Here is a 22064-nt window from a genome sequence, read left to right on the forward strand (position 1 = left end):
CATTCTTTTTTGAGTCAGCCTCTTTCGCTGTTTAAAAGCAATCTTATGAACGGAACATCGTCGGATCATCTGGAACGTTCTCCAGGTAAGTGATCCGTCCGTTTTCATTAAGACGTGCGATATCTTTTCCGTCTTGCGTGAAGACGCTACCGTCTGCCCGTTTTCCGCAAACTGCCCAGCGTGTTTCATACGTTCCTGGTGTTGTTTCTTCCCAGCCGGCGTACATGTGCTTAATATCCTGATTCGCCGTGAACACATGACGGACGAATTGTTTCCAGGCGTCGATGCCGTGTTGTGGTTGTCCGTTCAGAACGAACGTGATGTCTGTCGTAAACAAGGAAACGAGATCCTCGAACGCTTGTGCGTCCGTGCGTGACGCGTCGAATAAGTCGAAATAACGATTCAATACCATAGTAAAAACCTCTTTCTGTTCATTAAAGTGTCATCATCCGATCTGTGATTAACGCATGCAACCGTTCTAAATGTTCCGGTGGACAGGAGGTATCGATTGCTTGACGGATCGAGCCGATTGATTCGCGCTTCAACGTCGATTGCCAAGCATCTTCTGCCTCTGTCATCAGATTCGAGAGCAGACCGATCTCCTGTTCCTGAATCCCCATCAAATCTTCAAAGACACCACTTGACGCGTACAATGTCTGTTTGCCCTCAATGGCTTGATAGACATCGAAGATTTGAATTTCTTCTGCCGGACGTCGCAAGCGAAAGCCCCCTTTGACACCCGGTACGGAATACAACAGATCCGCCTGAACGAGTTTTCGTAAGAGCTTTTGGAAATAGGTCGGTGAAGCACCGAGTTGCTGACTAATGAACTCACCGGACAAAACGGCGCGCTCCGGCAGGAAGGTTAAGAGCAACATCGCATAAACGGATTGCTCGACCCCGGTTTTCATTTGCATAGAAAGACTCCTTTCGTTAAACGTGGATAATATCTATCCATAATAGTTTCATTCGAAAGGATTGTCGAGTTTTATGCTCTCACAAAACCGTCACACCTTTTCGACAGCATCTGCATGGCATCCCCGTTCCAGATTCGATATACTAAATGTACGATATGTGAAAATATTCACTAAAAGTCGTTCACACTTCGTGAAAGGACGTTTGTATATGAATCCATTAAAAGGAATCGTCCAGATTCCACGTAGTATTCTCATTCAATTCATCATCGCGGCTTTCCTAATGGGGATCGCGGTCGTCGGTCAGTCATATGGCATCGTGTTGACGGTCGATCGCATTTTCCTAAAAGAACAACCGTTTGAAGCCGTCATTCCTTTACTGCTCGTCGTTCTCGGGATGCTGTTGCTCCGAGTCGCCGTGACGTATTGGAACGGTCGTCTTGGTACGACGTTATCGGCACACATGAAGCAGGCGCTTCGGGAAGCACTCGTTGCGAAATATACGAGTCGCTCAGTCGAGATGATGCTACAAGGGCAAGCGGGACAGAAGGTCAGTGTCTTGCTCGATGCAGTAGACGAGATGGACAGCTACTATAGTCAATATTTGCCGAAAGTCGTCCAGACGACGATCGTTCCCTTGATGGTCTTGATTGCGGCATTCAGCTATGACTGGATCACGGGTCTTGTCATGATGATCACGGCGCCATTCATTCCGTTGTTTTACATCATCATCGGCATCATGACGCAAAAGCGGGCCGATGCTCAACTCGAGAAGATGACGGCATTCTCAGGAACGTTCCTCGATACGTTACAAGGACTGACGACCTTGAAGTTATTCGGTCGCGCGAAACGACAGCGTGACGTCATCGAAAAAAGCAGTCTCGATTTCCGAGATGCGACATTAACGGTCTTGAAGCTCGCCTTCTTGTCGTCATTGATGCTTGAGTTCATCTCGATGCTCAGCATGGGAATGATTGCACTTGAAGTCAGTCTGCGTTTGATTCTGTTTCAAAGTATCACCTTCATCCCGGCATTCCTGATGCTCGTGTTGGCACCAGAATACTATCTTGCCTTAAAAGAGATGGGAGCTGCCTTCCATACAGGGCGCGGTAGTGTCGCGGCAGCAAAACAGATCGCAGCCGAACTAACAGCAGACGATCGTCCTGTTGCCTTCGGTCAATCGGAACTCACGACCAATCGTCCACCACGAATCATCTTGGATGAAGTTGATTTTACGTATCAAGAAGGACGTTTTGCCTTACAAGACGTGACACTTGCGATCGAGCCATATCAAAAGGTGGCGTTGATCGGTCGCAGTGGTGCTGGTAAGTCGACTGTCTTACAGTTGATTGCCGGACTCGCGGATCCACAAGAAGGACGGATTCTACTCGACGGAACCGAGCGCGGTCAGGTGGAGGAAACAAGCTGGTTCCGTCAGTTGAGCTACATTTCTCAACATCCATATCTGTATGCCGGAACACTGGCAGAAAACATCGCGATTGGTGAGCTTCGTCAAGCGACGCCGGAAGAGATTTTCGAAGCGGCACAGGCGGCAGGGCTCGAGGAGTTGATTGCGACGTTGCCTGAAGGGATCGACACGGTGATCGGAGAGGGTGGACGCGGTCTATCGGGTGGCGAAAAACAGCGTGTTGCGTTAGCACGAGCGTTCTTGAAACGCCCGAACGTCGTCGTCTTTGATGAACCGACGACTGGACTTGATGTCAAAACGGAGCGACTGCTCCAACAAGCGATTGAGCAACTCGGACAATCGGCAACGGTCATCACTGTTGCGCACCGTTTGCATACGATTGAACGATCGGATCAAATCGTCGTTCTCGACGGCGGACGAATCGTCGATCGCGGCACCCATGATGAACTGCTTGGACGTGATTCGGAATATGCGCGGATGCGGAGCGTCCAGAGAGGGGAGGAAACACGATGAAGGAATTACTAGGAGTCTTTCGGTTGATGGTGCATCAAAAACGGGATATCGCCTGGTCGATCTTCTTCGGTGTCCTCGCTGGAGTGACAGCGGTCGGTTTATTCGCAGCAAGTGGGTACCTGATTTCAAAGGCAGCCTTGTTGCCACCGATCCAGACACTCGCCGTCTTGATCGCCCTGCAAAAAGTGTCGAGTCTGACGCGCGCCGTCAGTCGGTATGCGGAACGTTACTATTCGCACCGGGCGACGTTTACCATCCTTAGTGACATCCGAACGTCATTTTACCGTCGTCTCGAGCCGCTTGCGCCAGGGATTTTTGGTAAGTACCGCAGTGGGGATTTACTTGCGCGGATCGTCGGGGATGTCGAGAGTCTGCAAAATACGTTCTTACGTGTCCTCTATCCGCCGATCGTGTTACTGCTCGTTTTCTTCTGTACGATCTTTTTTGTCAGTTTCTTCTCATGGACGATTGCCGGGATTCTGTTGCTTGGTTTAATTTTGACCGGTTTCTTGATTCCGGGATGGTTCGCGTACCGTGAACAACGCTTCGCCCGTTCAGTCCGTGTCCGACGTGGTGACTTGTCGACAGAAGTGACAGAGTTATTCCAAGGCTATCGTGATTTGAAGATTTACCAACAGCTCGACCAAAAGGAACAGAACTTGAATGCCGTCGCGAAACGGTATGTCGAGGAAGAGAAACGTAATGGTTTACACGCTGTCTCGAACCTGGCCTTAAATACGATGGTAACGCTGATCATCTCTTGGCTTGTCCTCGGTGTGGGTGCCTATCTCGTCGCAAGCGGACAACTCGAGGGAGTTTTCCTCGCTTTACTCGTCATGACATCGCTGACCGTCTTTGAAAATGCGGCACCGATGGCGATTTTACCCGGCTTCTTTGAAGATAGCCGCCATGCTGCGACACGACTCGATGAAGTCGTGACTGAGCAAGAGGAGCCGACGTACGCTCCGTTCGTCCTCGATCAGGTACCGTCCTTTGAAACGAATGCGCTGACGTTTACGTTTCCTGATGCACCCCGTCCAGTCTTACGTGACGTCACTGTTTCGATTCCGGCTGGTAAGAAGACGGCGATCGTCGGAGCGAGTGGTTCCGGGAAATCAACGTTACTTCAATTGATGTTACGGATGTATCCGACGGACGGATTAACGATTGCTGGACAGGACAGTCAGACGGTTGATCCGGAAGGACTCTGGCAGCACGCGAACGTCGTCCTGCAACAAAATCACTACTTTTATGGAACACTTCGTGATAATCTACTTCTCGCAAACGAAGCAGCGACGGACGAAGCAATGCGACAAGCACTCGATGATGTCGGATTAACGACATTCGAGTTGAGTGATCGTGTGTTTGAAAAAGGAGAGAACTTATCCGGAGGAGAAAAACAGCGGCTAGCGATTGCCCGCGTACTCTTGCGAGAAGCATCACTTTACTTGCTTGACGAACCGACGTCATCCGTTGATGCTTTGACGGAACAGATGATTCTCAAGCGACTGTTTGCGCGAGCAACGGATGCGACACTTGTCCTCGTCAGCCACCGCTTAGCGGGTCTTGAAGCGATGGATCAAATCATCGTCATGGATCAAGGACAAGTCATCGAAGTCGGAACGTATGCCGAATTGATGACACGACAAGGGGCGTTTTATGAGTTAAAACAAGTCGAACAGTCGGTGTTTGCTCCGATTGGCTAATAAGTAGTAAAAGATAGAGGGTAATCAACAAATGTTTGACGAACAGAAGGTCGTTTTCCGAATGAAAAATCGGAAAGCGACCTTTTTTGTTAAATAGGAGAAGAAGCAGATTCATCCTCGACTCCTACAGGAAAAGAAAGCAACAAAGTAGCTTTCGTCAGGGATAGATAAGACCCGGCAGATCGCAAGAAATGCGAGTTGTCGCGGCTTATCTCCCGCCTGTGGAAAGAGAGGATGATATACGCGGATGGTTTCTTACATCGCACTACTTCTTCAAATAAGAAAGAGTCAAAAAGACATGACAGTCCACCTCTGAAATGGTAAAGTCTAGAAAAAACGTGGAGGGGTTTCATGCATATCAAACAATCATCCATCGTCGTCGATCAGACGACCGTCTCATATGATCATTTTCAAATGGGATCCAAACAGGTCTGCTTCTTGATCTCGGGAGCATCGTACGTATACGACCATCCATACTTTTACTACAGTCGAATGGCATTACTCGCGCGAGGCATCGATGTCATCTGCATTCACTATGTGACAGAAGATCTATTTTCAATGTCAGACGCTGAATCAAATGCCTGCATGACGCGCCGGGTTGACGCTGTCGTCTCGGAAGTGCTGGCAAAGCATCCATACGAAAACGTTCAGTTTATCGCAAAATCGTTAGGCACGATTCCGCTTGCCGCGTTACTTGCTAAGCCGAGTCTACAGACAGCGCGCTTCGTTTTCTTAACACCCGTCCTAAATGAAGTGGTTGAACAAATCGCCACCTCGACGCAAGCTGGACTGATCGTCATTGGCACGGCCGATAAGTTTTATGATGAAGCGGCACTTGAAACGTGTCGCACCTCACAACTGACGATTGATGTCATCGAAGGAGCGAATCATTCCTTGGATCAAGGATTCGAGGTCGATTCGTCACTTGCAGTTCTCGGACATGTCATTCGTCAGATCGAAGCCAGTCTATTCGAACCGCTACATAAGTAAAAAATCCGTCCAGCAGAGAGCCTGCTGGACGGATTTTTTAGTATGGACGAAGTAAGGCGCGAACGGGACTACCATCGCCGTCGACGAGCGGGAGCGGGACGGCATTCAAGTGGTAATCACCAGGCGTGATCGCATCGAGGACGAGTCCTTCGAGGATATGGATTCCATGCTGTGCCAGTGCGTGATGGGCTGCCATTTCCTTGCTATCAATCGCATCGACGCTTGGTAAGTCAAGACCAATCAGCGAAATCCCGAGTTCTCCGAGACGTTCAGCAAGACTTGGTGTCAACACAGGAATCGTCTCTGGGAAAGTCGATTTGTCGATCCAACCATCCGTTTTGATGATCAAGCGCTGGACGTCATTTAGCTCAAAGCCATCTAAATCAGCGGCTGTGATTTCTGTACGCCCTGGTAAGTAAATGACACGCGCGTGGCCGATATAGAGGTCTGGATCCAGGTCGATGATTTTTTGTCCAGCATCATCAAAATGAAACGGCGCGTCGACATGGGTACCGGTATGCAGACTCATCGTAACTTTGCCGACGTTAACGGAACCGGTGTCTGCCTTATTCCATGTCAATGTGGATTCAAACGGTGTATCCCCCGGCCACGTCGTGACGTGACGATCAAGTGGTTGTGAAACATCAATCCATCGTGTCATCGTTTCATCCTCCTCATAATGTCGTGCGGACCGACCACAGTTCCGGGAAGAACCGGTGGTCGAGCACACGCCGTAGATAACTGACACCAGACGAACCACCCGTTCCTGGTTTTTGTCCGATGATCCGTTCGACGGTACTCATATGGTTAAAGCGCCACATCTGTTGCTGGCTCCCGATATCCAGTAGTTTTTCACCGAGTTCATACAGATCCCAGTACCGCTCGACATCAAGATAGACGCTTGCCCAAGCGGCCTCGACACTTGTATTCGGTGTCCAGTCTTGCGTGACATCACGCTCAAGGACGGACGCGTCGATCGGTAGCCCATGGCGCGCCATCGACCGGATCGTTTCATCGTAGATGCTTGGTGTCTTCAAGTCTTCGAGCATCATCGAATAGAGTGTTTCATCATGTGCATACACTTTTAGCATCTGCTCATTCTTGAAACCGAGCGCGAATTCGATTTGCCGGTTTTGATACGATTGGAAACCGGATGAGTGACCAAGTGCGTCACGGAATTCCAGATATTCGGCAGGGGTCAAGGTCGACAAAACATTCCACGACTGGATCAACTGGTGCTGAATCTTTGAGATCCGTGCGAGCATCTTAAACGATGATTCGAGATCATCGTTTGCAACGGCTTGCGTCGCTGCACGCATCTCATGCAGGATCAGCTTCATCCAGAGCTCGCTCGTTTGATGAATGATGATGAACAGCATCTCGTCATGATGCCCCGATAAGCGATGTTGACTTGTAAGCAATGGATCCAGTTGCAAATAATCCCCGTAGGACATATCTTTCTTAAAATCCGTTTGAATCGATGCTTCAATAGACGTAGGATCTGTCTTTGTCATTCCCATTCATCCCCTTTATCGAGTTAATTCAGTTTTCGTTTTTCAGCGGTCTTCAGTTGTTCTGGATGCGCCCGTTTCCAGAAGAAATAGGCGATCGATAAGAACACTAACCACGGTATACCAAACTTCAAGACGATTTGGAAATCTGTGAACCATGTCGTCAGGACGAGTGCGAATAACAACAATGCACCGAGGGCCGTCAGATACGGATAGCCCATCATCCGAACCGGTAATGTCCGTCCACCTTCACGTTCCCAGGCTTTACGGAAGTACAAATGGGAGATGAAAATCATGAACCACGTGAAGATCGCCCCGAACATCGAAATCCCCATCATGAACGGATAAGAGACGCTCGACTGACTGCTGATGATCGCTGCGAGAAAAATGCCGAGTGTTGATAAGGCGAGTGCAAAGAGCGGTACACCTTTTCGATTTAAACGACCAAATACTTTTGGCGCATACGTTGCCTTGGATAATGAATACATCATCCGTGTCGAAGCATACAGCTGACTGTTCATCGCAGACAGCGCTGCTGTCAGGATGATGAAGTTCATGATACCGCCTGCATATGGAATCGATAGCATCTCCATTACTTTGACGAACGGACTTTGATCGACGCCGCCTGCTTGTTGCCACGGGACAATCATCAACATTAAAGCAATCGTGACGACATAAAACGTCGAGAGACGGAAAACCGTCGCTTTTAATGCTTTCGGTACGGCAACGTCTGGGTCCTTTGCTTCACCGGCAGTGACAGCAATCAATTCCGTTCCGAGGAAACTGAACAGGGAGATGAAGATCGCAATCCAGAGACCCGAGAAGCCGAATGGCATGAAACCACCATCATTCGTGAAGTTTTGTGGACCGATCTCAGGGCTCGGACTACCGATGACCAAGTAAGCACCAAGCAGGATGAACAGTAAGATGGCACTAATCTTAATGACCGAGAACCAGTACTCAAAGGTTGCGAACGTATTGACTGTCGTAGCATTGATGTAAATCAACGCGGCAGCGAATACGAGAATCCAGACAACCCCGGGAACGTCCGGGAACCAATATTTCATATAGATGGCGATTGCACTAACTTCAACGCCGATCGCGAGAACGTTTGCGATCCAATACGAATAGCGGACGAGAAAACCCGCGTACGGACTAATGTATCGTTCGGCAATCGTGCCGAACGAGCCAGATGTCGGATGGGCGACCGTCATTTCAGCCAGACAGCCCATTAAAAGTAGGACGATGAAGGCGCCGACTGCGTAACTGATCAAAACGCTCGGCCCAGCAAGACCGATTGCAAGCCCACTTCCGAGGAAGAGACCGGTACCGATCGCGCAGCCCATTGCAATCATCGTGAGTTGGCGTGTCTTGAGTTCACGCCGTAATTCAGTAGGTTGTTCCATGGTGTACTCCTTAAGCAACGACTTCGCGTTCATTCGCGAAACGTTCGTATTCTTTATCTTCCATGATTCGTTTAAGTGTCGCGACGACGTCATAGACATCGGTAAACGTGTTGTAAAGCGCGACGGGTGCTAGACGGACGATGTTCGGTGCCCGGAAATCGGGGATGATCCGATTTTCCTTGAGTGCTTTACAGATCCGCGCCGCTTCAGGGTGCTCGAGGCTGAGATGCGCCCCACGGCGTTTATCGTCGATTGGATTTCCGATGACGAAACCGTACGGTATGAGTTCCTGCTCGACAAGGTCCATCATGTACTGCGTCAGGGCGAGTGACTTCGTTCGGACGGCTTCAATACCGACTTCGTCAAACATCTCTAACGCACCGATTTGTGGAGCGAGACTTAAGACGTGTGGTGTTCCAATCTGGAAGGCACCTGCGTGCTCGGCCGGTGTCATCGTGTGATCCATGTCAAACTGCTTATCCTTGCGCGAACCGAACCAGCCCGTCAGCCCAGGCAACGTTCCGAAATGACGTTCGTGGACGAATAATCCACCGACTGTTCCAGGACCGCCGTTCAAGTGCTTGTAATTACACCAATAAGCAAAGTCGACGCCCCAGTCATGGAAAGCGTGCGGAACGGCTCCGACTGAGTGACAGCCATCAAAACCAATCAAGATGCCGCGGTCGTGTGCCGCTTTCGTTAAACGCTCCATATCGAGAATCTGTCCGCTTCGGTACAGCACGGTAGGCAAGACAATCAAAGCGATATCGTCTGTCATCGCGGCAATGATATCGTCCTCCTCTAAAAAGCGACCATCATGACTTGGTACTTGGACGAGATGTGTCTCCGGATCCAGTCCGCGTAAACGAAGCTGACTTTGTAAAGCATAGATGTCCGACGGGAACGTCAGCGCATCCGCTAAAATCTTATCTCGTCCTTCTGTTAATTGGAAGAATGTCGCGACGAGTTGATGTAGATTGACGGTCGTCGAACCGGTGACCATGACTTCTTCCGCTTGTGCGCCGACAAGCGGAGCGTTGAGGACAGCGAGACGTTCTGATAATTCGAACCAAGGATGACGTCCTTTCATCCAGCCATCGATCCCGAGCTCTTTCCAGTCTGATAGCGACTCGAGCAACGTCTTCTCGGCACGCTTCGATAATAAACCGAGCGAGTTTCCGTCCATATAGATACTACCCGGTTGCAGATAAAACTCATCACGATAGGTGGACAATACATCTTGCTCGTCCCGAGCAACGGCATCGGTCCGTTTTGCTTGCAGTGTCATACGTCATCCTCCTCAAATGAATACTCAATCAATTTTGACAAAAGCGTAGCAAACAAATTGACATTGTGTCAATATTATCGAATAGAGAAAACAAAAGGAGTGAAGGACATGTCATCTTCTCAACCAGAAAAAATCGATAAACGGCATCTGCGCACAGTGCGGACACGCGAAAAACTGTTGAGTGCGGCACGTGACGTCTTCTTAGAACAAGGGTTTCAAACGTCAACGATTTCACAAGTAATCAAACAAGCTGGCGTCGGCTACGGAACAGCCTACGTGCATTTTGAAGGGAAAGATGAGTTGCTCGTCGTCCTGATGGAAGATGTCATGAGTCGTTTCCATGCGATCGCGGAACGAACATTTGAACCGACGACGTCGCTAGAGGCAAAGGAACGTATCGTGACGCAAGCTACGGATTTCTTACGTCTCGCGGAAGAAGAACGAGCGATGCTACGGATCGTCGAGCAAGCAATCGGCGTCTCTTACATCGTCCGTGCGAAATGGAAAGCGATTCGAGAACGCTTCATTGATCGGATCAGTCAGGATATCCAGTATGCGCAGGAGACAGGACTTGCGCGGCAGGATGTCGACTCGAAACTCGTCGCCCGTGGTTGGTTCTTCGCGAATGAGATGTATTTATTCGAAGTCGTCCGCGAAGAGGCGACAGCGACGATCGAAGAGATTGCGCACGTCTTAGCGACGATTTATACGCAAGGACTCTACCGGATCGAGGATTGATGAACGGACAGGAAGGGAACGTTTCAAAGTAGAAGGGAGCGTGACCGGGATGGCGTTTGATTACGATCTCGATTTCAAGACGACGGATTTTCGTAAGGAGCCGGAAAAGTACCGGGTTGGACGCGGGGAGCAAGGGGTCTTACTCGTCGAACCTTACAAAAGTGAGATTTTGCCGCATTGGCGTTTTAAGACGCCGGATATCGCGAAGGAATCGTCTGAGAAAATTTATGAGATGTATTTAGCTTATAAAGAAGACGGGGACTTCGTCGGCATGGATATGGCGCGGAAGTTCATTCAGATGGGACATACGCGCGCGCGACGTTACGCGAACTACAAGGGTGGGCGCAAATATAAAGATAAAGAGACCAAAGAATTACACACACGCGAAATCGACCAAGAAAAAGCAAAATCCGCGGCCATCTTCCAAGAAAAATGGGATTTGATCCGGGCGGACGAAGAATACCTTGAACTCAAACGTGCGCATCAAAAGCAGTACGGATAAGTCATTTCAAAATAAAGGGAATCGATTCAAACCATGCGATACTGAAAAGAAAACGGGAGGCATGAGGATGAACCGTTGGTGGATTCCGCTGTATCCGATTGGTCTATTTTTACTAGTTGATCACTTTTTCTATGATATTTCATTGATATGGCTTATCATGCTTGGTATTGTGAGCATCCTTTTAAGTATCCGTCCGAAGCGACCATCCTTTTCGTCATATCGTCCATTAATGATTGGGACGTTTTTGATCGGCTGCGGTCTGATGCCATGGTTGACGCTGGATTTTACAGGAGTCGTCTTCGTCTTCTTGTTAACAGAAATCGTTGCGAAACTGCTCGTGTCAGTAACAGAGGAACAATTCGTATGACGAATGAATAGGGATAAATGAAATAGCCTCGATTACTCTGTCTGATAGGATAGAGTAATCGAGGCGATTTTTGATTCATTTAAGAACTCTGTTCGACCTTGGCAATTAATCGTGCTTGACGTTTTTGCCAGATGAATGATCCGATGAACGTCACGACAAGGAAGATCAGACCAAGTGCGAATGGATAGAAAATGTTGACGTCATACAGTACACCGGCAAGCGTCGGTCCGAGCACGTTCCCGATACTCATGTAGGCGTTGTTCATTCCCATAGCAAAGCCTTGCTCATTACCAGCGAGTTTTGAAATCATCGTATTCAAGACGGGACGTAAAATCGATGTCGCAAGGAAGATGACGAGAGTGATCGCAAAGAATCCACCGTAACTTGATGTCAATAATGACAATAGGAAGCCGAGCGCTGCGATGAACAGGAATAGGTTCAGGACCTTTCCTTCTCCGAAACTACGAGATAACTTATCGACGATGAAGATTTGAGCAATGACACTGATGATCCCGGTCGACGTCACCATGATCGCGATGTCTTTCGGTGAAGCACCGAATTGATCATCGACGAATAGACCAAGTACTGATTCGTATGCCATGAGACCAAAGCTCATGACGAGTGTAATGACGAGCGGTACGAAGTACGGTTTTTTAAACGATGTCCCCAGTTTCTTAAGCATCGATCCTTCATCTGGTGCCATCGCTGTTGCATCGTGTTGTTCGCTTTCTTGAAGTAACAAGACGCTGAATAAGACGGCTGCACCCGAGACGATCGCTGAGATGAGCAATGGCAATTTTAAGTCATACTCGGCAAGGAATCCACCGATTCCTGGACCGATGACGATCCCGAGTGACATCGCAGCTGAGACGTAGCTGTTTCCTTTTGCACGTTGATCCATCGTCGTGATGTCCGCAACGTAAGCAAAAATCGCTGGAATCAGGAGTGCGGCACCGGCACCGCCGATTGCGCGCGAGATGTAGAGGACCGTGACAGAGTTTGAGAAATAGAAGACAAACATCGAGAGCGTCAAGCCGACCAATCCATAGATGATCATCTTACGACGACCGTATTGGTCCGCCCATTTTCCGGCAATCGGTGACATGACGAGCTGTGCTCCGGCAAAGATGGCAATCATTAATCCAGCCGCCGTCCCACCTTGTCCAATCGACGCTAAGTAAGCGGGTAGAATCGGAATGATGATCCCGAAGCTCCCGACCGCAATAAACATATTGATCATGAGGACCGTTAATTTTTTTCGTTGATCCGCGTGCAAGGGGACCCCTTCTTTCGACTCGCTTTTTGTAAGCGGTTATTTGTTTCACTTTCATTATCTTAGATTCAAGCTAAAGCGTCTGTCAACGTAGACGAGTCGATGATTTGAAAAAGACTCTATCCTTCAAGAAGGATAGAGCCAATTCAAACTTATTGCTCTTTTTTGAATAACCATTTGACGTTCGGTGACAGCAACGGTCGGAAAATCGTCACGATGGGTCGACTCGACAGCAACCAGACGAATCCGGTAGCGAGTAAGAAAGAAAGTCCAATCAATAACAGTGGTGACTCCGTAATGGCTGGTGGAACCGAATCTCGGAACAAACGAACGATGAACGAGTGGATCAAATAGATCGCGAGCGTCTGAATTCCGATCTGGTCAAACCGTTCACCGAACGACCGATGCGGTACGAGCAGGAGAACGGAGAAGATCATGATGGCGCTGATGGCGTAAAGAAACAGTTGGATTGCTACTCCCTTGAGAAGTGGGACTTCGAATTCACCATACGTATCGCGGTAAAAGAGCCAGACCGTGTCAAACCCGTTTTTTGTCCAGAGAATCATGAAGACGGCAATCAAGAGTGAGACGATCAGTCCGGTCAACCGCCCGATCGGTGCTGTCATCTGTTTTCGCCAGCCGACGTCAGTTAACCAGCCATGCTCCTTGACGAGATACCCCATCAAGAAGAACGGATAAAAGCTGACGACTTTTTGTAATGATAGGAAGTTCGTGATCGAATCTGGATTGGCGTTGATCAATAAGGCGAATAAGACACTGACGATCAGCGGAAAACGCATCGCTAGAAAAGCCGGTGTGACGGTCTGCCAAATGATAATGCCGATTAAATACCAAAGCGTCCAGTTCGGAACGAGTGGATGAAGTAATCCATCGAGTATTTCCCGTAAGGAGTCATCCTGCGTGTAAGATAAATAAATTTCGTGAATCGACTGCCAGAGAAAATAGAGAACGACGAACGCGATGATTCGTTGTGGTCGCGCTTGTTTAAAGAAATAGCCACTCATGAAGATGAAGGCTGGCATATGCAACAGGTAAATGACGTTATACGCCATCTTGACGACATCATTTCCTGGTAAGTCACGGAACGTCTCGATCAAGTGACCAAAGACAACCGTGAAAATGAGTAGCACTTTATAGTTTCCAAGCCAATGATCGTACATAGGAGCGGTCACTGGTTTGATAGCAGTAGTCATTTTTTTTCACCAAGCAAAATTTGATCGACGAACCGGGCACTCGATTTCCCGTCCTGATGCTCGAAGAAGTACTCCGCGAATGCTTTGACGTTGTGCATTTCGAAATCTTGATTTTTAATTCGCTCAATCAACTCTTCTGATGTCTTGACGATCGGACCAGGTACGAATTCCTCAAAATCATAGTAAAAATCACGTTTCGAGATATAGTCTTCAAGATCGTACGCGAAGAACAACATAGGTCGATTCAATAGAGAGAACTCGAAGCACGTCGATGAGTAATCCGTGATTAAAATGTCTGAGACGAACAGCAATTCATTGATTTCACGATGATCCGTCAAATCAAGGAAGAAGTCGGCATAGACTTCAGGAATCTCTATCCGACGACGGATGAACGGGTGGAGTTTTAGGACAAAGACATACTCCTCATGAAGTGCTTCATACAACGCATCGAGATCCAGCTGATCAAAATCATAATAGGCACTCTTTGCACCATTTCCTCGGAATGTCGGAGCAAACATGATGACTTTCTTTTGTTTGAAGATTGGATATTCCTCATAAATACGTGCTTTCGCTTCCTCGATGAACGGTTGATCGAAGAACATATCCGTCCGAGGAATACCGGTCGCGATAACTTGGTCTTCCCGTAAACCAAAACCTTCTGCGTAATGACGGGCGACATTATGAGAGCTAACGATCGCTTTCGTGTAGTTCCGGTGACTGAGCGAGTTCGCACTTGGACCACCTGGTTTTCCGAGGCGACTGTAACCGAACGTCTTGAAGGCGCCAACGGCATGCCAGACTTGAACGAGGTCACTGCCTTTACGAATATTTAACGGATAGATCATCGGATAGAAATCATCGACAAGAATCGTCTTTGCTGTCGCTAAGTGATATGGCAGCGCAAACTTATCACGCCAATCACGGCGAGACTGTAGATTCGGTTTGAAGAACGTCTTCACATCGAGATCGAGATTGCGACGCTCGACTTCATCCAAGATATAGGCGAAGTTACCACTAATATCGCTCCGTGAGTCGGAAGCGAGGATGACTTTATTCTCTTGGATCGGTTGGGTCCATTTCGTAACGTTATAAATCGCTTTGAACGTAAAACGACGGAACTTGAACGCCCGCTTTTTCATGTTCTTCTTCCATTTTTTATACCGGTTAATGACTTGAATTAGACGTTTCGTTTCGCCTTTTTTCAGGGAATGGAAACCTAAAGAGTTGCTGTATTGCGAATACTGCACGACAAGTTCGTACTCAAGTAAGATCAACGCGTTACTATGTTTCGTATCAACGCGGTAAGCGACAGGGATAAGTGAACGTGTATCACCAAAAGGCGCTTCATGTAAGATCGTCTTTCCTTGCACGATGGCAAAGAAGGCATCAAAATAACCCATCGGCAATGGTCGACCCGTTGGCGTAATATGGTTCAAATTTAATTCGCCTGTAAAGGACTCTTCCGTCCAGTCTCCTTCAAACGGAAAACGACAGATGAATGTCCGTTTATTTCGTTTGTTACGAAAAACGATGGCACGTTCGAGCGGTACCGATACTTCAACAGGTTCAGACTGAATATAGTCGTCGATCGGTTCCTCGGAATCAGTTTGATGCGATATAGGATTTTCAAATAATGTTTGTTCAGCGCGCAAAAAATCAGTCAACCCGCTTAAACGTGCTTCGAAACGAAACGTCGTTCCGGCTAATTCCAAGTAGGTGACCTCGGCATGTAAAGTAGGCATAGGCATAAGTGTCTCTTCTGTCAAAACCATCTCTCCTCGCTCGAATAATTACATTACATTTACACAATAACGATAAAATTTTAAAATACAGTTGAACATAGTATAGTGAAACTAGAAATCACCACTCATTATATCGTGAGACATTAAAATTAATAGGGATTTCTTTATTTTTTTGTGTTTTTGTAAAATAACACTTCAATACAGACTGCATCATTACACATACCCTGAACGATAGGGAGAGAAAACCGAAATTCGATTATTTCATAAGGGAGGGAAGCAGGTCGTCTCGTGCGGAATAGGTAACGAGACACTGCGTCAGAAGATGATTTATGCAGCCATTTTAGCTGGAGGAAAAGGAACACGAATGGGGAATGTCGATCGCCCGAAACAATTCTTATCGATCGGAGAACGTCCGATCATCGTCCATACAGTAGAAAAATTCTTGTTACATGAAGATTTTGACCGCATCATCATCGTCACACCGACTGCTTGGATTAACTATACACGCGATATTTTGGAAAAATACATCGGAAAAGATGAACGTCTTGTCATTACACCGGGTGGACAAGATCGAAATGAATCAATCATGGCAGCGGTGAACTGGATTGAAGAGAAAAACGGTCTATCTGAAGAAGACATCATCGTCACACACGACGCCGTCCGTCCGTTCCTGACGCACCGCATCATCAAGGAAAATATTGAAGCGGCGCAAGAATTCGGTTCATGTGATACGGTCATTTCTGCAATTGATACGATCGTCGCGTCAACGAACGGCAAAACGATTACGGATATTCCAGTAAGGGATCAAATGTACCAAGGACAAACGCCACAAAGCTTCCAAATCACGAAGTTAAAATCGCATTATGAGTCGCTTTCAACGGAAGAACGGGCGATTTTGACGGATGCGTGTAAGATTCTTCTTCTGAAAGGAGAAGATGTGGCGCTCGTCACAGGAGAACTGTTCAACATTAAAGTGACGACACCATATGACCTACGGATCGCAAATGCTATCTTGAAGGAGCGGATTCATCAATGATTAATCAAGTCTATCAACTCGTCGCCCCGCGTCAGATCGAAGTGACGTATGATGAGCGGTCTTTGAATACCGATCGTGTCGTCGTGCGTCCAACATATTTATCGATTTGTCACGCGGATCAACGCTATTTCACAGGTAGTCGTAGTGCGGAAGTATTGGCGAAAAAATTACCGATGGCGATGATTCATGAGGGAATCGGAAAAGTCGTCCATGATCCAAGCGGTACATTCAAGAAGGGAACACTCGTCGCGATGGTACCGAATACACCGACGGAAGATGATGATATCATCGGTGAAAACTATCTGCGCACGAGTCGTTTTCGTTCGAGTGGATATGACGGCTATATGCAAGACTATGTGTTCTTGAAAGCGGATCGCCTTGTTGAGGTACCGGTCGATCTTGATCCTGAGGTCGCGGCATTCACTGAACTTGTCAGTGTATCGGTCCATGCCTTGACTCGCTTTGAAAAGATTGCGCACCCGCGCCGTGAGACGTTCGGTGTCTGGGGAGATGGAAATCTTGGTTTCATCACGGCACTTTTGTTGCGTAAATTATATCCGGAAGCAAAACTACTCGTCTTCGGTAAAACCCAGTCGAAACTCGACTACTTCTCGTTCGCGGACGAGACATATCACATCGATCAGATTCCAGCTGATGTCTCCTTCAACCACGGTTTTGAATGCGTCGGTGGAATCGGTAGCCAATATGCGATCAATCAGATGATCGATTACATTATTCCAGAAGGCACGATGGCGTTACTCGGTGTATCGGAAGATGCTGTTGCGATCAACACACGGATGATTCTTGAAAAAGGACTGCGTGTCTACGGATCAAGTCGAAGTACACCGGCTGATTTCGCACGGACGATGGAATTGTATCAAACCTATCCTGACATTCCAGCCTATCTATCGAATCTGGTTTCGGGCATATTCCAAATCCGACAAATCGAAGATATTCATAAAGCGTTTGAAAACGATTTAACGAATCGCTTCGGAAAGACGGTCATGGAATGGTGCATGTGATGATATGCGCTGAAAAAGAGGAGAATCGTCTATGAAACAAAAAATTCGGTTATTGCAACGACGGACGGTCCATTATTTGCTTGCTATGACATATTGGTTGACGAAGCGACTGCCGATCCAATCAAAGAAAGTCGTTTTTGCGACCTATCGTTCCGATCGTCTCGTCGATAACTTTCGTGCCGTCTACGATGAACTAGAGCGACGCGATTTAGGATATGAATACGTTTTTTTGTTGAAACGATTTCCTCAATCGTTGGTGGGACAAATTCAATACGTCTTCCATATGATGCGAGCGACGTATGAATTAGCGACTGCCCGTTATTTCATCATCGATGATTATTATTATCCCGTATACGTCTCGTCCTTACGGAAAGGAACAGAAGTTATTCAGCTGTGGCATGCATGTGGTGCCTTTAAAAAGTTCGGCTATAGTGTTCTTGATAAATCCTATTCGCCGGATGACGATTATTTGAAGATGGTCCAGATTCACCGGAATTATAGCAAGGTCTATGTTTCCGGTGAAGCCTGCGTCGCACCATATGCGGATGCTTTCGGAATGACGCAGGAACGGATTTATCCGTTAGGGGTTCCACGGACGGATCAACTACTGAATACAGTACGCCAAGCCCGTGTGCGAGAAAAGTTGTATGACCGATATCCAGAATGGCGTAAGAAACGAATCATTTTACTCGCTCCGACGTTCCGTGGAAACGGACAGACGACAGCACATTACGATCAAGAGCTTGATTTTGAGAAGTTTCGTCGTGAGCTTGGACCGGATACAGTCCTGTTGCTTCGCATGCATCCGTTTGTTCTTAATCCACCAATCGTACCAGACGCGTATTCGGATCAAATCATTAACATGACAGACTATCCGGACATCAATGATCTGATGCAGATTGCGGATATTCTGATTACGGATTATTCGTCTGTCATCTTCGAGTTTGCCTTGTTGCAGAAGCCAATGATTTTCCTTGTTAACGATCTGCAGTCGTACAAAGCAGAACGCGATTTCTATTTCCCGTATGAATCCTTCGTACCGGGACCGATCGTCTCGACGTTCGAAGACGTCATCGCTTGGATTAAACGCGGGCAATTCGATACGCAGAAGATCGAGACGTTCGCGAATCAGTTCTTTACGTATCAAGACGGGGAAGCAACCAAACGAATTGTCGATCATTTGTTATATGACACGATTCCGGAAGCACCTGTCTATACGAAAACGCCGGTATGAACACAGAAAAACGTTCCGATTGCGTCTCCATTTGGGGAGAGAGACGTCATCGGAACGTTTTTATTTTGAATTGGGGCTTGATTGGCGCGAGCAGGGGTAGCTCGCAGAATGCGCACCTCTTAAAAGTGCGTCAACTTGTCCTTCAGGGACGTTCTCGGTTTGACAGGTGGAACGAGGGCTGGCCAGCCGATTTGAATGACGCCGAGAACCCGTTCATTTTCTGAAGCGTGAACGATTGAAGCATATTCTGGTGTAAACCAATGTTTTCCGCTCTTCCAGCAACAACCAAGGCCGCGCTCTGTCGCCACCAACTGTAGATTTTGAATCATGGCAGCTGTTGCGAGTGTATCCTCTAGCTGTTGATCCGGTGTCCCTTGTACTTGACAAAGTACCGTTAAGTAAACCGGGACTTCCCGTAATTTTTGTTCAGCCTGTTGACGTTGTTCAGACGTTTTCGTCTCGAATTGACCACGCGCTGTCAGTAATTCCATCAAAGCATCGACGTACCGAGTTTGTCCTTCTTCGACCGCGAGAACAAAACGCCAAGGTTCTCGTAGCTTATGGTTCGGGGCATACATCGCCGTTTCGAGTAATACCTCTACTAATTCGACCGGAACTGGTTGTTCCGTATAGGACCGGATGGACCGGCGTGTTTCAATCACTTGTTGAACATGCATCCGTTTCATCTCCTCACTGAGTACTTTTTCACTATAAATGATAACGATTATCATTGTCAATGTTATTTGTCAGAAAACAAAAAGACGATTTCCAAGAGGAAATCATCTTTCGTTGAATTTGTATTAAGAAGCTTTTCGTTCCTCTTCTTGAGCAACAGTCGTTAGTTTCTTTTTCATGAGACGAATCCGGTACAACGCAAATAAATAATGGGCGAAATAAATCGTGAATCCAAGGAAAAGCGTTAATGCTACATGAATCTGAACGCCAGGAACAGCATGAAGCTGAATGAAGAGCAAGACAGCCATTGCCATCGTATAGAGCACCATTTCCACCGATTGTGGCATGACGCGTTGACGTTTTAGGAAAAAGGAACGCATGAGTGGTAGGACGACGAGACTGACGAGACGATCGACCAGTCCGATGACGAGCACACTGATCACCATTGCTAAACCATTTTCAAAAGTGATTAACAGTGGAAAAACAAGATATGTGACGAGTAATAGTGGTCCAACTAACAAAAAGATTGAAATCGAGGCACGTGTGAATACGAAGAGCCCGTTGACACTTGTTAAAAAGGCGCGAAAAATCTTTTGCGACCAAGGTGATGGTCGACCGACTTGCCAAGCAAAACAACAAGCAAAGATAAACGCATAAAATTGCAGAAAGGCAACCATAAAGCATCTCCTTTAGATATGAAACTCATTGTCCCTAGTGTATCGATTTTAAGAGAGAAGTGCAAAGAAGAACTTTTCACGAAGTATAGCAAAAGACCAGCTGATATGACATCAACTGGTCCTTCATGAATCAATCCAGATTTGGTTCTTTTTTTCCGTGCAAGAAGAAGGACAGAATCAATGCGAGCGCAGATAAAACGGTCGCAATCCAGAACGCGTCAGTGATCCCTTGGATCGTTGCTTGTTTTGTCAGCATCGTAAACCAACTCGTTGAAGCAGCTTGTGAGCTACCCAGCTGTTGTCCAAGATCGTTTAAATGTTGCGAAAGCGTCGGGTCGAGCGTCGTGAACTGATTCGCATCGTCTGCCAAGTGAGCCGTCGTTTGACGGGTCATGACGGTGACGAGAATCGCCGTTCCGATGGAGCCGGCGACTTGACGAAGTGTGTTTTGGGTTGCGTTTCCGTGCGGGATCATCTTCATCGGTAAGGCATTCATTCCGGCAGTCATGATCGGCATCATGATGAATGCCATTCCGAATGACCGAAGCATGTAGATGCCCATGATCGAGTGATACGACGTATCCATGTTTAATTGCGTCAATTCCCATGTCCCGTACGTCATCAACGTCAAACCGAAGATAGCGAGCGGTCGAATACCGAAGCGGTCAAATAAACGACCGGCAATCGGTCCGGTGATTCCCATGATTAGTGATCCGGGCAAAAGGAGAAGACCTGAATCGACCGGTGAAAAACCGCGAATACTTTGAAGGTAAATCGGTAAAAGCAACATCCCACCGAACAACGCCATCGTGACGATGACATTGATGAAGAGGGTGAACGAAAATTCCGGAACCTTTAACACACGAATATTCAACATCGGATCTTCCATCGACAGCTCACGCATTGCAAAAGCAGCAATTCCAATTAAGCCGATGACGATCGTGCTGATGACGATCGGGCTATCCCAGCCGTCATTCCCGGCTTCACTGAATCCGTAAAGGAGACTCCCGAATCCGATCGTACTGAATAAGACGCCCAGTGCGTCGAAAGAAGGTTTCGAGAGTGGCTGCGTCAGGCGGAACCAGGCCGTACCGAGTAGCAATGTCACTAATCCAAAGAACGACATCGCATAAAACATGACGTGCCAATCATAGTTTTGGATGACATATCCCGTGATCGTTGGTCCGACTGCTGGAGCAAGAATCATCGCGATTCCGAGCATTCCCATGGCAGCGCCACGCTTATGCGGTGGGAACAATGTCATGAAGACATTTGATCCTAGTGGCATTAAGATACCAGCACCTGCCGCCTGAACGACACGTCCGATCATCATGACCGGGAAGTTCATCGCCATCGAACAGATGATTGATCCCAAGAAAAAGAGTGTCATCGAAGCGAGGAACAACTGGCGGAACGTATAACTGCGCATTAAAAAAGCACTGATCGGAATCAAGATCCCGTTGACGAGCATGAAACCTGTCGTCAACCACTGGGCAGTGGACGTCGACACGTTGAAGTCATTGATTAGAACCGGTAACGCGACATTAATCAACGTTTGGTTCAAAATAGCAATGAACATACCAATCAGTAAGACCGTCAGTACTTTCGGAATACTGACGTTTTCAGTCGATACTTGTTTTGAAGGTGCTGCGACTGGTGGTGTCACGGTCATCGTCGGTTCCGTCTCGAGGGACTCCTCAAGTGTTGGTCCGTCAGTGGCCAGTGCGATGTCGGATTGACGATTCCGGCGGGCGATCCAGTTGACGCCGATGATGATCAGAATCGTGAACGCACTATATCCGAACAAGAAGGTAGTAGACATGAACG

At 47.6% G+C, this 22064-nt stretch carries 21 protein-coding genes; 9 read left to right on the top strand and 12 right to left on the bottom strand.

Translation table 11 applies throughout. The features are described 5' to 3' along the window. Window positions 1-43: 43 nt before the first annotated feature. Complete coding sequence (locus B3M90_RS03890) at window positions 44-412, bottom strand: nuclear transport factor 2 family protein (RefSeq protein WP_290782680.1); 369 nt, start codon at window positions 410-412, stop codon at window positions 44-46. Between the two features lie 22 nt (window positions 413-434). Then, window positions 435-917, bottom strand: coding sequence for an Rrf2 family transcriptional regulator (locus B3M90_RS03895; RefSeq protein ID WP_035411554.1), 483 nt, complete (start codon window positions 915-917; stop codon window positions 435-437). 208 nt (window positions 918-1125) lie between these two features. Here B3M90_RS03895 and cydD point away from each other — a divergent pair, with 208 nt between their 5' ends. From cydD to B3M90_RS03910, 3 genes are all read left to right on the top strand, one after another. After that, entirely contained in the window at window positions 1126-2856 is a 1731-nt protein-coding gene (cydD, locus tag B3M90_RS03900) for a thiol reductant ABC exporter subunit CydD (RefSeq protein ID WP_290782682.1), read from the top strand. Beyond that, entirely contained in the window at window positions 2853-4562 is a 1710-nt protein-coding gene (gene cydC / locus B3M90_RS03905) for a thiol reductant ABC exporter subunit CydC (protein ID WP_290782684.1), read from the top strand. Before cydD ends, cydC begins: the two co-directional genes overlap by 4 nt. 351 nt (window positions 4563-4913) lie before the next feature. Next, window positions 4914-5552, top strand: coding sequence for a cyclase (locus B3M90_RS03910; RefSeq protein WP_290782686.1), 639 nt, complete (start codon window positions 4914-4916; stop codon window positions 5550-5552). Window positions 5553-5589: 37 nt separating this feature from the next. On the opposite strand, the gene kynB is transcribed toward B3M90_RS03910, so the two are convergent. From kynB to kynU, 4 genes are read right to left on the bottom strand one after another with little or no spacing between them, the layout of a single operon-like run. After that, the gene (gene kynB, locus B3M90_RS03915) at window positions 5590-6213 is read right to left on the bottom strand and encodes an arylformamidase (RefSeq protein WP_290782688.1); all 624 of its coding nucleotides are present in this window, start codon (window positions 6211-6213) and stop codon (window positions 5590-5592) included. Window positions 6214-6226: 13 nt separating this feature from the next. After that, on the bottom strand, window positions 6227-7066 hold the full coding sequence (kynA, locus tag B3M90_RS03920; RefSeq protein ID WP_290782690.1) for a tryptophan 2,3-dioxygenase: 840 nt from the start codon (window positions 7064-7066) through the stop codon (window positions 6227-6229). A 23-nt stretch (window positions 7067-7089) separates the two neighbouring features. Then, window positions 7090-8469, bottom strand: coding sequence for an amino acid permease (locus B3M90_RS03925; protein ID WP_035411537.1), 1380 nt, complete (start codon window positions 8467-8469; stop codon window positions 7090-7092). A gap of 10 nt (window positions 8470-8479) precedes the next feature. Further along, window positions 8480-9757, bottom strand: a complete 1278-nt coding sequence (kynU, locus tag B3M90_RS03930) for a kynureninase (protein ID WP_290782692.1) — start codon at window positions 9755-9757, stop codon at window positions 8480-8482. Window positions 9758-9865: 108 nt separating this feature from the next. On the opposite strand from kynU, the gene B3M90_RS03935 reads away from it, so the two are divergent. The 3 genes from B3M90_RS03935 (at window position 9866) to B3M90_RS03945 (ending at window position 11364) form a co-directional block, all read left to right on the top strand. Then, the gene (locus B3M90_RS03935; RefSeq protein WP_290756060.1) at window positions 9866-10495 is read left to right on the top strand and encodes a TetR/AcrR family transcriptional regulator; all 630 of its coding nucleotides are present in this window, start codon (window positions 9866-9868) and stop codon (window positions 10493-10495) included. Window positions 10496-10544: 49 nt separating this feature from the next. Next, window positions 10545-10997: a DUF4385 domain-containing protein gene (locus B3M90_RS03940; RefSeq protein WP_290782694.1), complete on the top strand. Its 453-nt coding sequence runs from the start codon at window positions 10545-10547 to the stop codon at window positions 10995-10997. 67 nt (window positions 10998-11064) lie between these two features. Then, a complete protein-coding gene (locus B3M90_RS03945; protein WP_214856289.1) occupies window positions 11065-11364 on the top strand; it encodes a hypothetical protein in 300 nt (99 codons plus the stop codon). 79 nt (window positions 11365-11443) lie between these two features. Here B3M90_RS03945 and B3M90_RS03950 read toward each other — a convergent pair whose 3' ends face one another. The 3 genes from B3M90_RS03950 to B3M90_RS03960 all read right to left on the bottom strand — a co-directional run bounded on the left by B3M90_RS03950 (window position 11444) and on the right by B3M90_RS03960 (window position 15593). Further along, complete coding sequence (locus B3M90_RS03950; protein WP_290782696.1) at window positions 11444-12640, bottom strand: MFS transporter; 1197 nt, start codon at window positions 12638-12640, stop codon at window positions 11444-11446. A 149-nt stretch (window positions 12641-12789) separates the two neighbouring features. Next, window positions 12790-13818, bottom strand: coding sequence for an acyltransferase family protein (locus B3M90_RS03955; protein WP_290782698.1), 1029 nt, complete (start codon window positions 13816-13818; stop codon window positions 12790-12792). A 29-nt stretch (window positions 13819-13847) separates the two neighbouring features. Next, the gene (locus B3M90_RS03960; RefSeq protein WP_290782700.1) at window positions 13848-15593 is read right to left on the bottom strand and encodes a CDP-glycerol glycerophosphotransferase family protein; all 1746 of its coding nucleotides are present in this window, start codon (window positions 15591-15593) and stop codon (window positions 13848-13850) included. A gap of 322 nt (window positions 15594-15915) precedes the next feature. Between B3M90_RS03960 and B3M90_RS03965 the strand changes: the two genes are divergently transcribed. The 3 genes from B3M90_RS03965 to B3M90_RS03975 are packed head-to-tail and all read left to right on the top strand — an operon-like array spanning window position 15916 to window position 18885. Further along, a complete protein-coding gene (locus tag B3M90_RS03965; RefSeq protein ID WP_056064491.1) occupies window positions 15916-16629 on the top strand; it encodes an IspD/TarI family cytidylyltransferase in 714 nt (237 codons plus the stop codon). Continuing rightward, a complete protein-coding gene (locus tag B3M90_RS03970) occupies window positions 16626-17651 on the top strand; it encodes a ribitol-5-phosphate dehydrogenase (RefSeq protein ID WP_290782702.1) in 1026 nt (341 codons plus the stop codon). The genes B3M90_RS03965 and B3M90_RS03970 overlap by 4 nt, the downstream gene beginning before the upstream one ends. Before the next feature lie 31 nt (window positions 17652-17682). Continuing rightward, the gene (locus B3M90_RS03975) at window positions 17683-18885 is read left to right on the top strand and encodes a CDP-glycerol glycerophosphotransferase family protein (RefSeq protein WP_056064488.1); all 1203 of its coding nucleotides are present in this window, start codon (window positions 17683-17685) and stop codon (window positions 18883-18885) included. 119 nt (window positions 18886-19004) lie between these two features. Here B3M90_RS03975 and B3M90_RS03980 read toward each other — a convergent pair whose 3' ends face one another. From B3M90_RS03980 to B3M90_RS03990, 3 genes are all read right to left on the bottom strand, one after another. After that, window positions 19005-19562 carry a nitroreductase family protein gene (locus tag B3M90_RS03980; protein ID WP_290782705.1) on the bottom strand — a complete coding sequence of 186 codons (558 nt, stop codon included), beginning with the start codon at window positions 19560-19562 and terminating at the stop codon, window positions 19005-19007. A gap of 123 nt (window positions 19563-19685) precedes the next feature. Beyond that, window positions 19686-20237 (bottom strand): hypothetical protein, encoded by a 552-nt coding sequence (locus tag B3M90_RS03985; protein ID WP_290782707.1) that lies wholly within the window; start codon window positions 20235-20237, stop codon window positions 19686-19688. 130 nt (window positions 20238-20367) lie between these two features. Next, window positions 20368-22059: a DHA2 family efflux MFS transporter permease subunit gene (locus tag B3M90_RS03990; RefSeq protein WP_290782709.1), complete on the bottom strand. Its 1692-nt coding sequence runs from the start codon at window positions 22057-22059 to the stop codon at window positions 20368-20370. Between the last annotated feature and the right edge of the window lie 5 nt (window positions 22060-22064).

Source organism: Exiguobacterium sp. UBA6309 (genome assembly GCF_002439205.1).
Classification (GTDB): Bacteria; Bacillota; Bacilli; order Exiguobacteriales; family Exiguobacteriaceae; genus Exiguobacterium_A.

What these genes read in the sequence shown, in the direction of transcription:
- kynU (WP_290782692.1), bottom strand. Translation starts at nt 9,757, where the DNA reads ATGACACTGCAAGCAAAACGGACCGATGCCGTTGCTCGGGACGAGCAA.
- kynB (WP_290782688.1), bottom strand. Translation starts at nt 6,213, where the DNA reads ATGACACGATGGATTGATGTTTCACAACCACTTGATCGTCACGTCACG.
- B3M90_RS03960 (WP_290782700.1), bottom strand. Translation starts at nt 15,593, where the DNA reads ATGCCTACTTTACATGCCGAGGTCACCTACTTGGAATTAGCCGGAACG.
- B3M90_RS03975 (WP_056064488.1), top strand. Translation starts at nt 17,683, where the DNA reads ATGAAACAAAAAATTCGGTTATTGCAACGACGGACGGTCCATTATTTG.
- B3M90_RS03955 (WP_290782698.1), bottom strand. Translation starts at nt 13,818, where the DNA reads ATGTACGATCATTGGCTTGGAAACTATAAAGTGCTACTCATTTTCACG.
- B3M90_RS03990 (WP_290782709.1), bottom strand. Translation starts at nt 22,059, where the DNA reads ATGTCTACTACCTTCTTGTTCGGATATAGTGCGTTCACGATTCTGATC.
- B3M90_RS03980 (WP_290782705.1), bottom strand. Translation starts at nt 19,562, where the DNA reads ATGCATGTTCAACAAGTGATTGAAACACGCCGGTCCATCCGGTCCTAT.
- cydD (WP_290782682.1), top strand. Translation starts at nt 1,126, where the DNA reads ATGAATCCATTAAAAGGAATCGTCCAGATTCCACGTAGTATTCTCATT.
- kynA (WP_290782690.1), bottom strand. Translation starts at nt 7,066, where the DNA reads ATGACAAAGACAGATCCTACGTCTATTGAAGCATCGATTCAAACGGAT.
- B3M90_RS03985 (WP_290782707.1), bottom strand. Translation starts at nt 20,237, where the DNA reads ATGGTTGCCTTTCTGCAATTTTATGCGTTTATCTTTGCTTGTTGTTTT.
- B3M90_RS03895 (WP_035411554.1), bottom strand. Translation starts at nt 917, where the DNA reads ATGCAAATGAAAACCGGGGTCGAGCAATCCGTTTATGCGATGTTGCTC.
- B3M90_RS03890 (WP_290782680.1), bottom strand. Translation starts at nt 412, where the DNA reads ATGGTATTGAATCGTTATTTCGACTTATTCGACGCGTCACGCACGGAC.
- B3M90_RS03935 (WP_290756060.1), top strand. Translation starts at nt 9,866, where the DNA reads ATGTCATCTTCTCAACCAGAAAAAATCGATAAACGGCATCTGCGCACA.
- cydC (WP_290782684.1), top strand. Translation starts at nt 2,853, where the DNA reads ATGAAGGAATTACTAGGAGTCTTTCGGTTGATGGTGCATCAAAAACGG.
- B3M90_RS03940 (WP_290782694.1), top strand. Translation starts at nt 10,545, where the DNA reads ATGGCGTTTGATTACGATCTCGATTTCAAGACGACGGATTTTCGTAAG.
- B3M90_RS03945 (WP_214856289.1), top strand. Translation starts at nt 11,065, where the DNA reads ATGAACCGTTGGTGGATTCCGCTGTATCCGATTGGTCTATTTTTACTA.
- B3M90_RS03970 (WP_290782702.1), top strand. Translation starts at nt 16,626, where the DNA reads ATGATTAATCAAGTCTATCAACTCGTCGCCCCGCGTCAGATCGAAGTG.
- B3M90_RS03965 (WP_056064491.1), top strand. Translation starts at nt 15,916, where the DNA reads ATGATTTATGCAGCCATTTTAGCTGGAGGAAAAGGAACACGAATGGGG.
- B3M90_RS03925 (WP_035411537.1), bottom strand. Translation starts at nt 8,469, where the DNA reads ATGGAACAACCTACTGAATTACGGCGTGAACTCAAGACACGCCAACTC.
- B3M90_RS03910 (WP_290782686.1), top strand. Translation starts at nt 4,914, where the DNA reads ATGCATATCAAACAATCATCCATCGTCGTCGATCAGACGACCGTCTCA.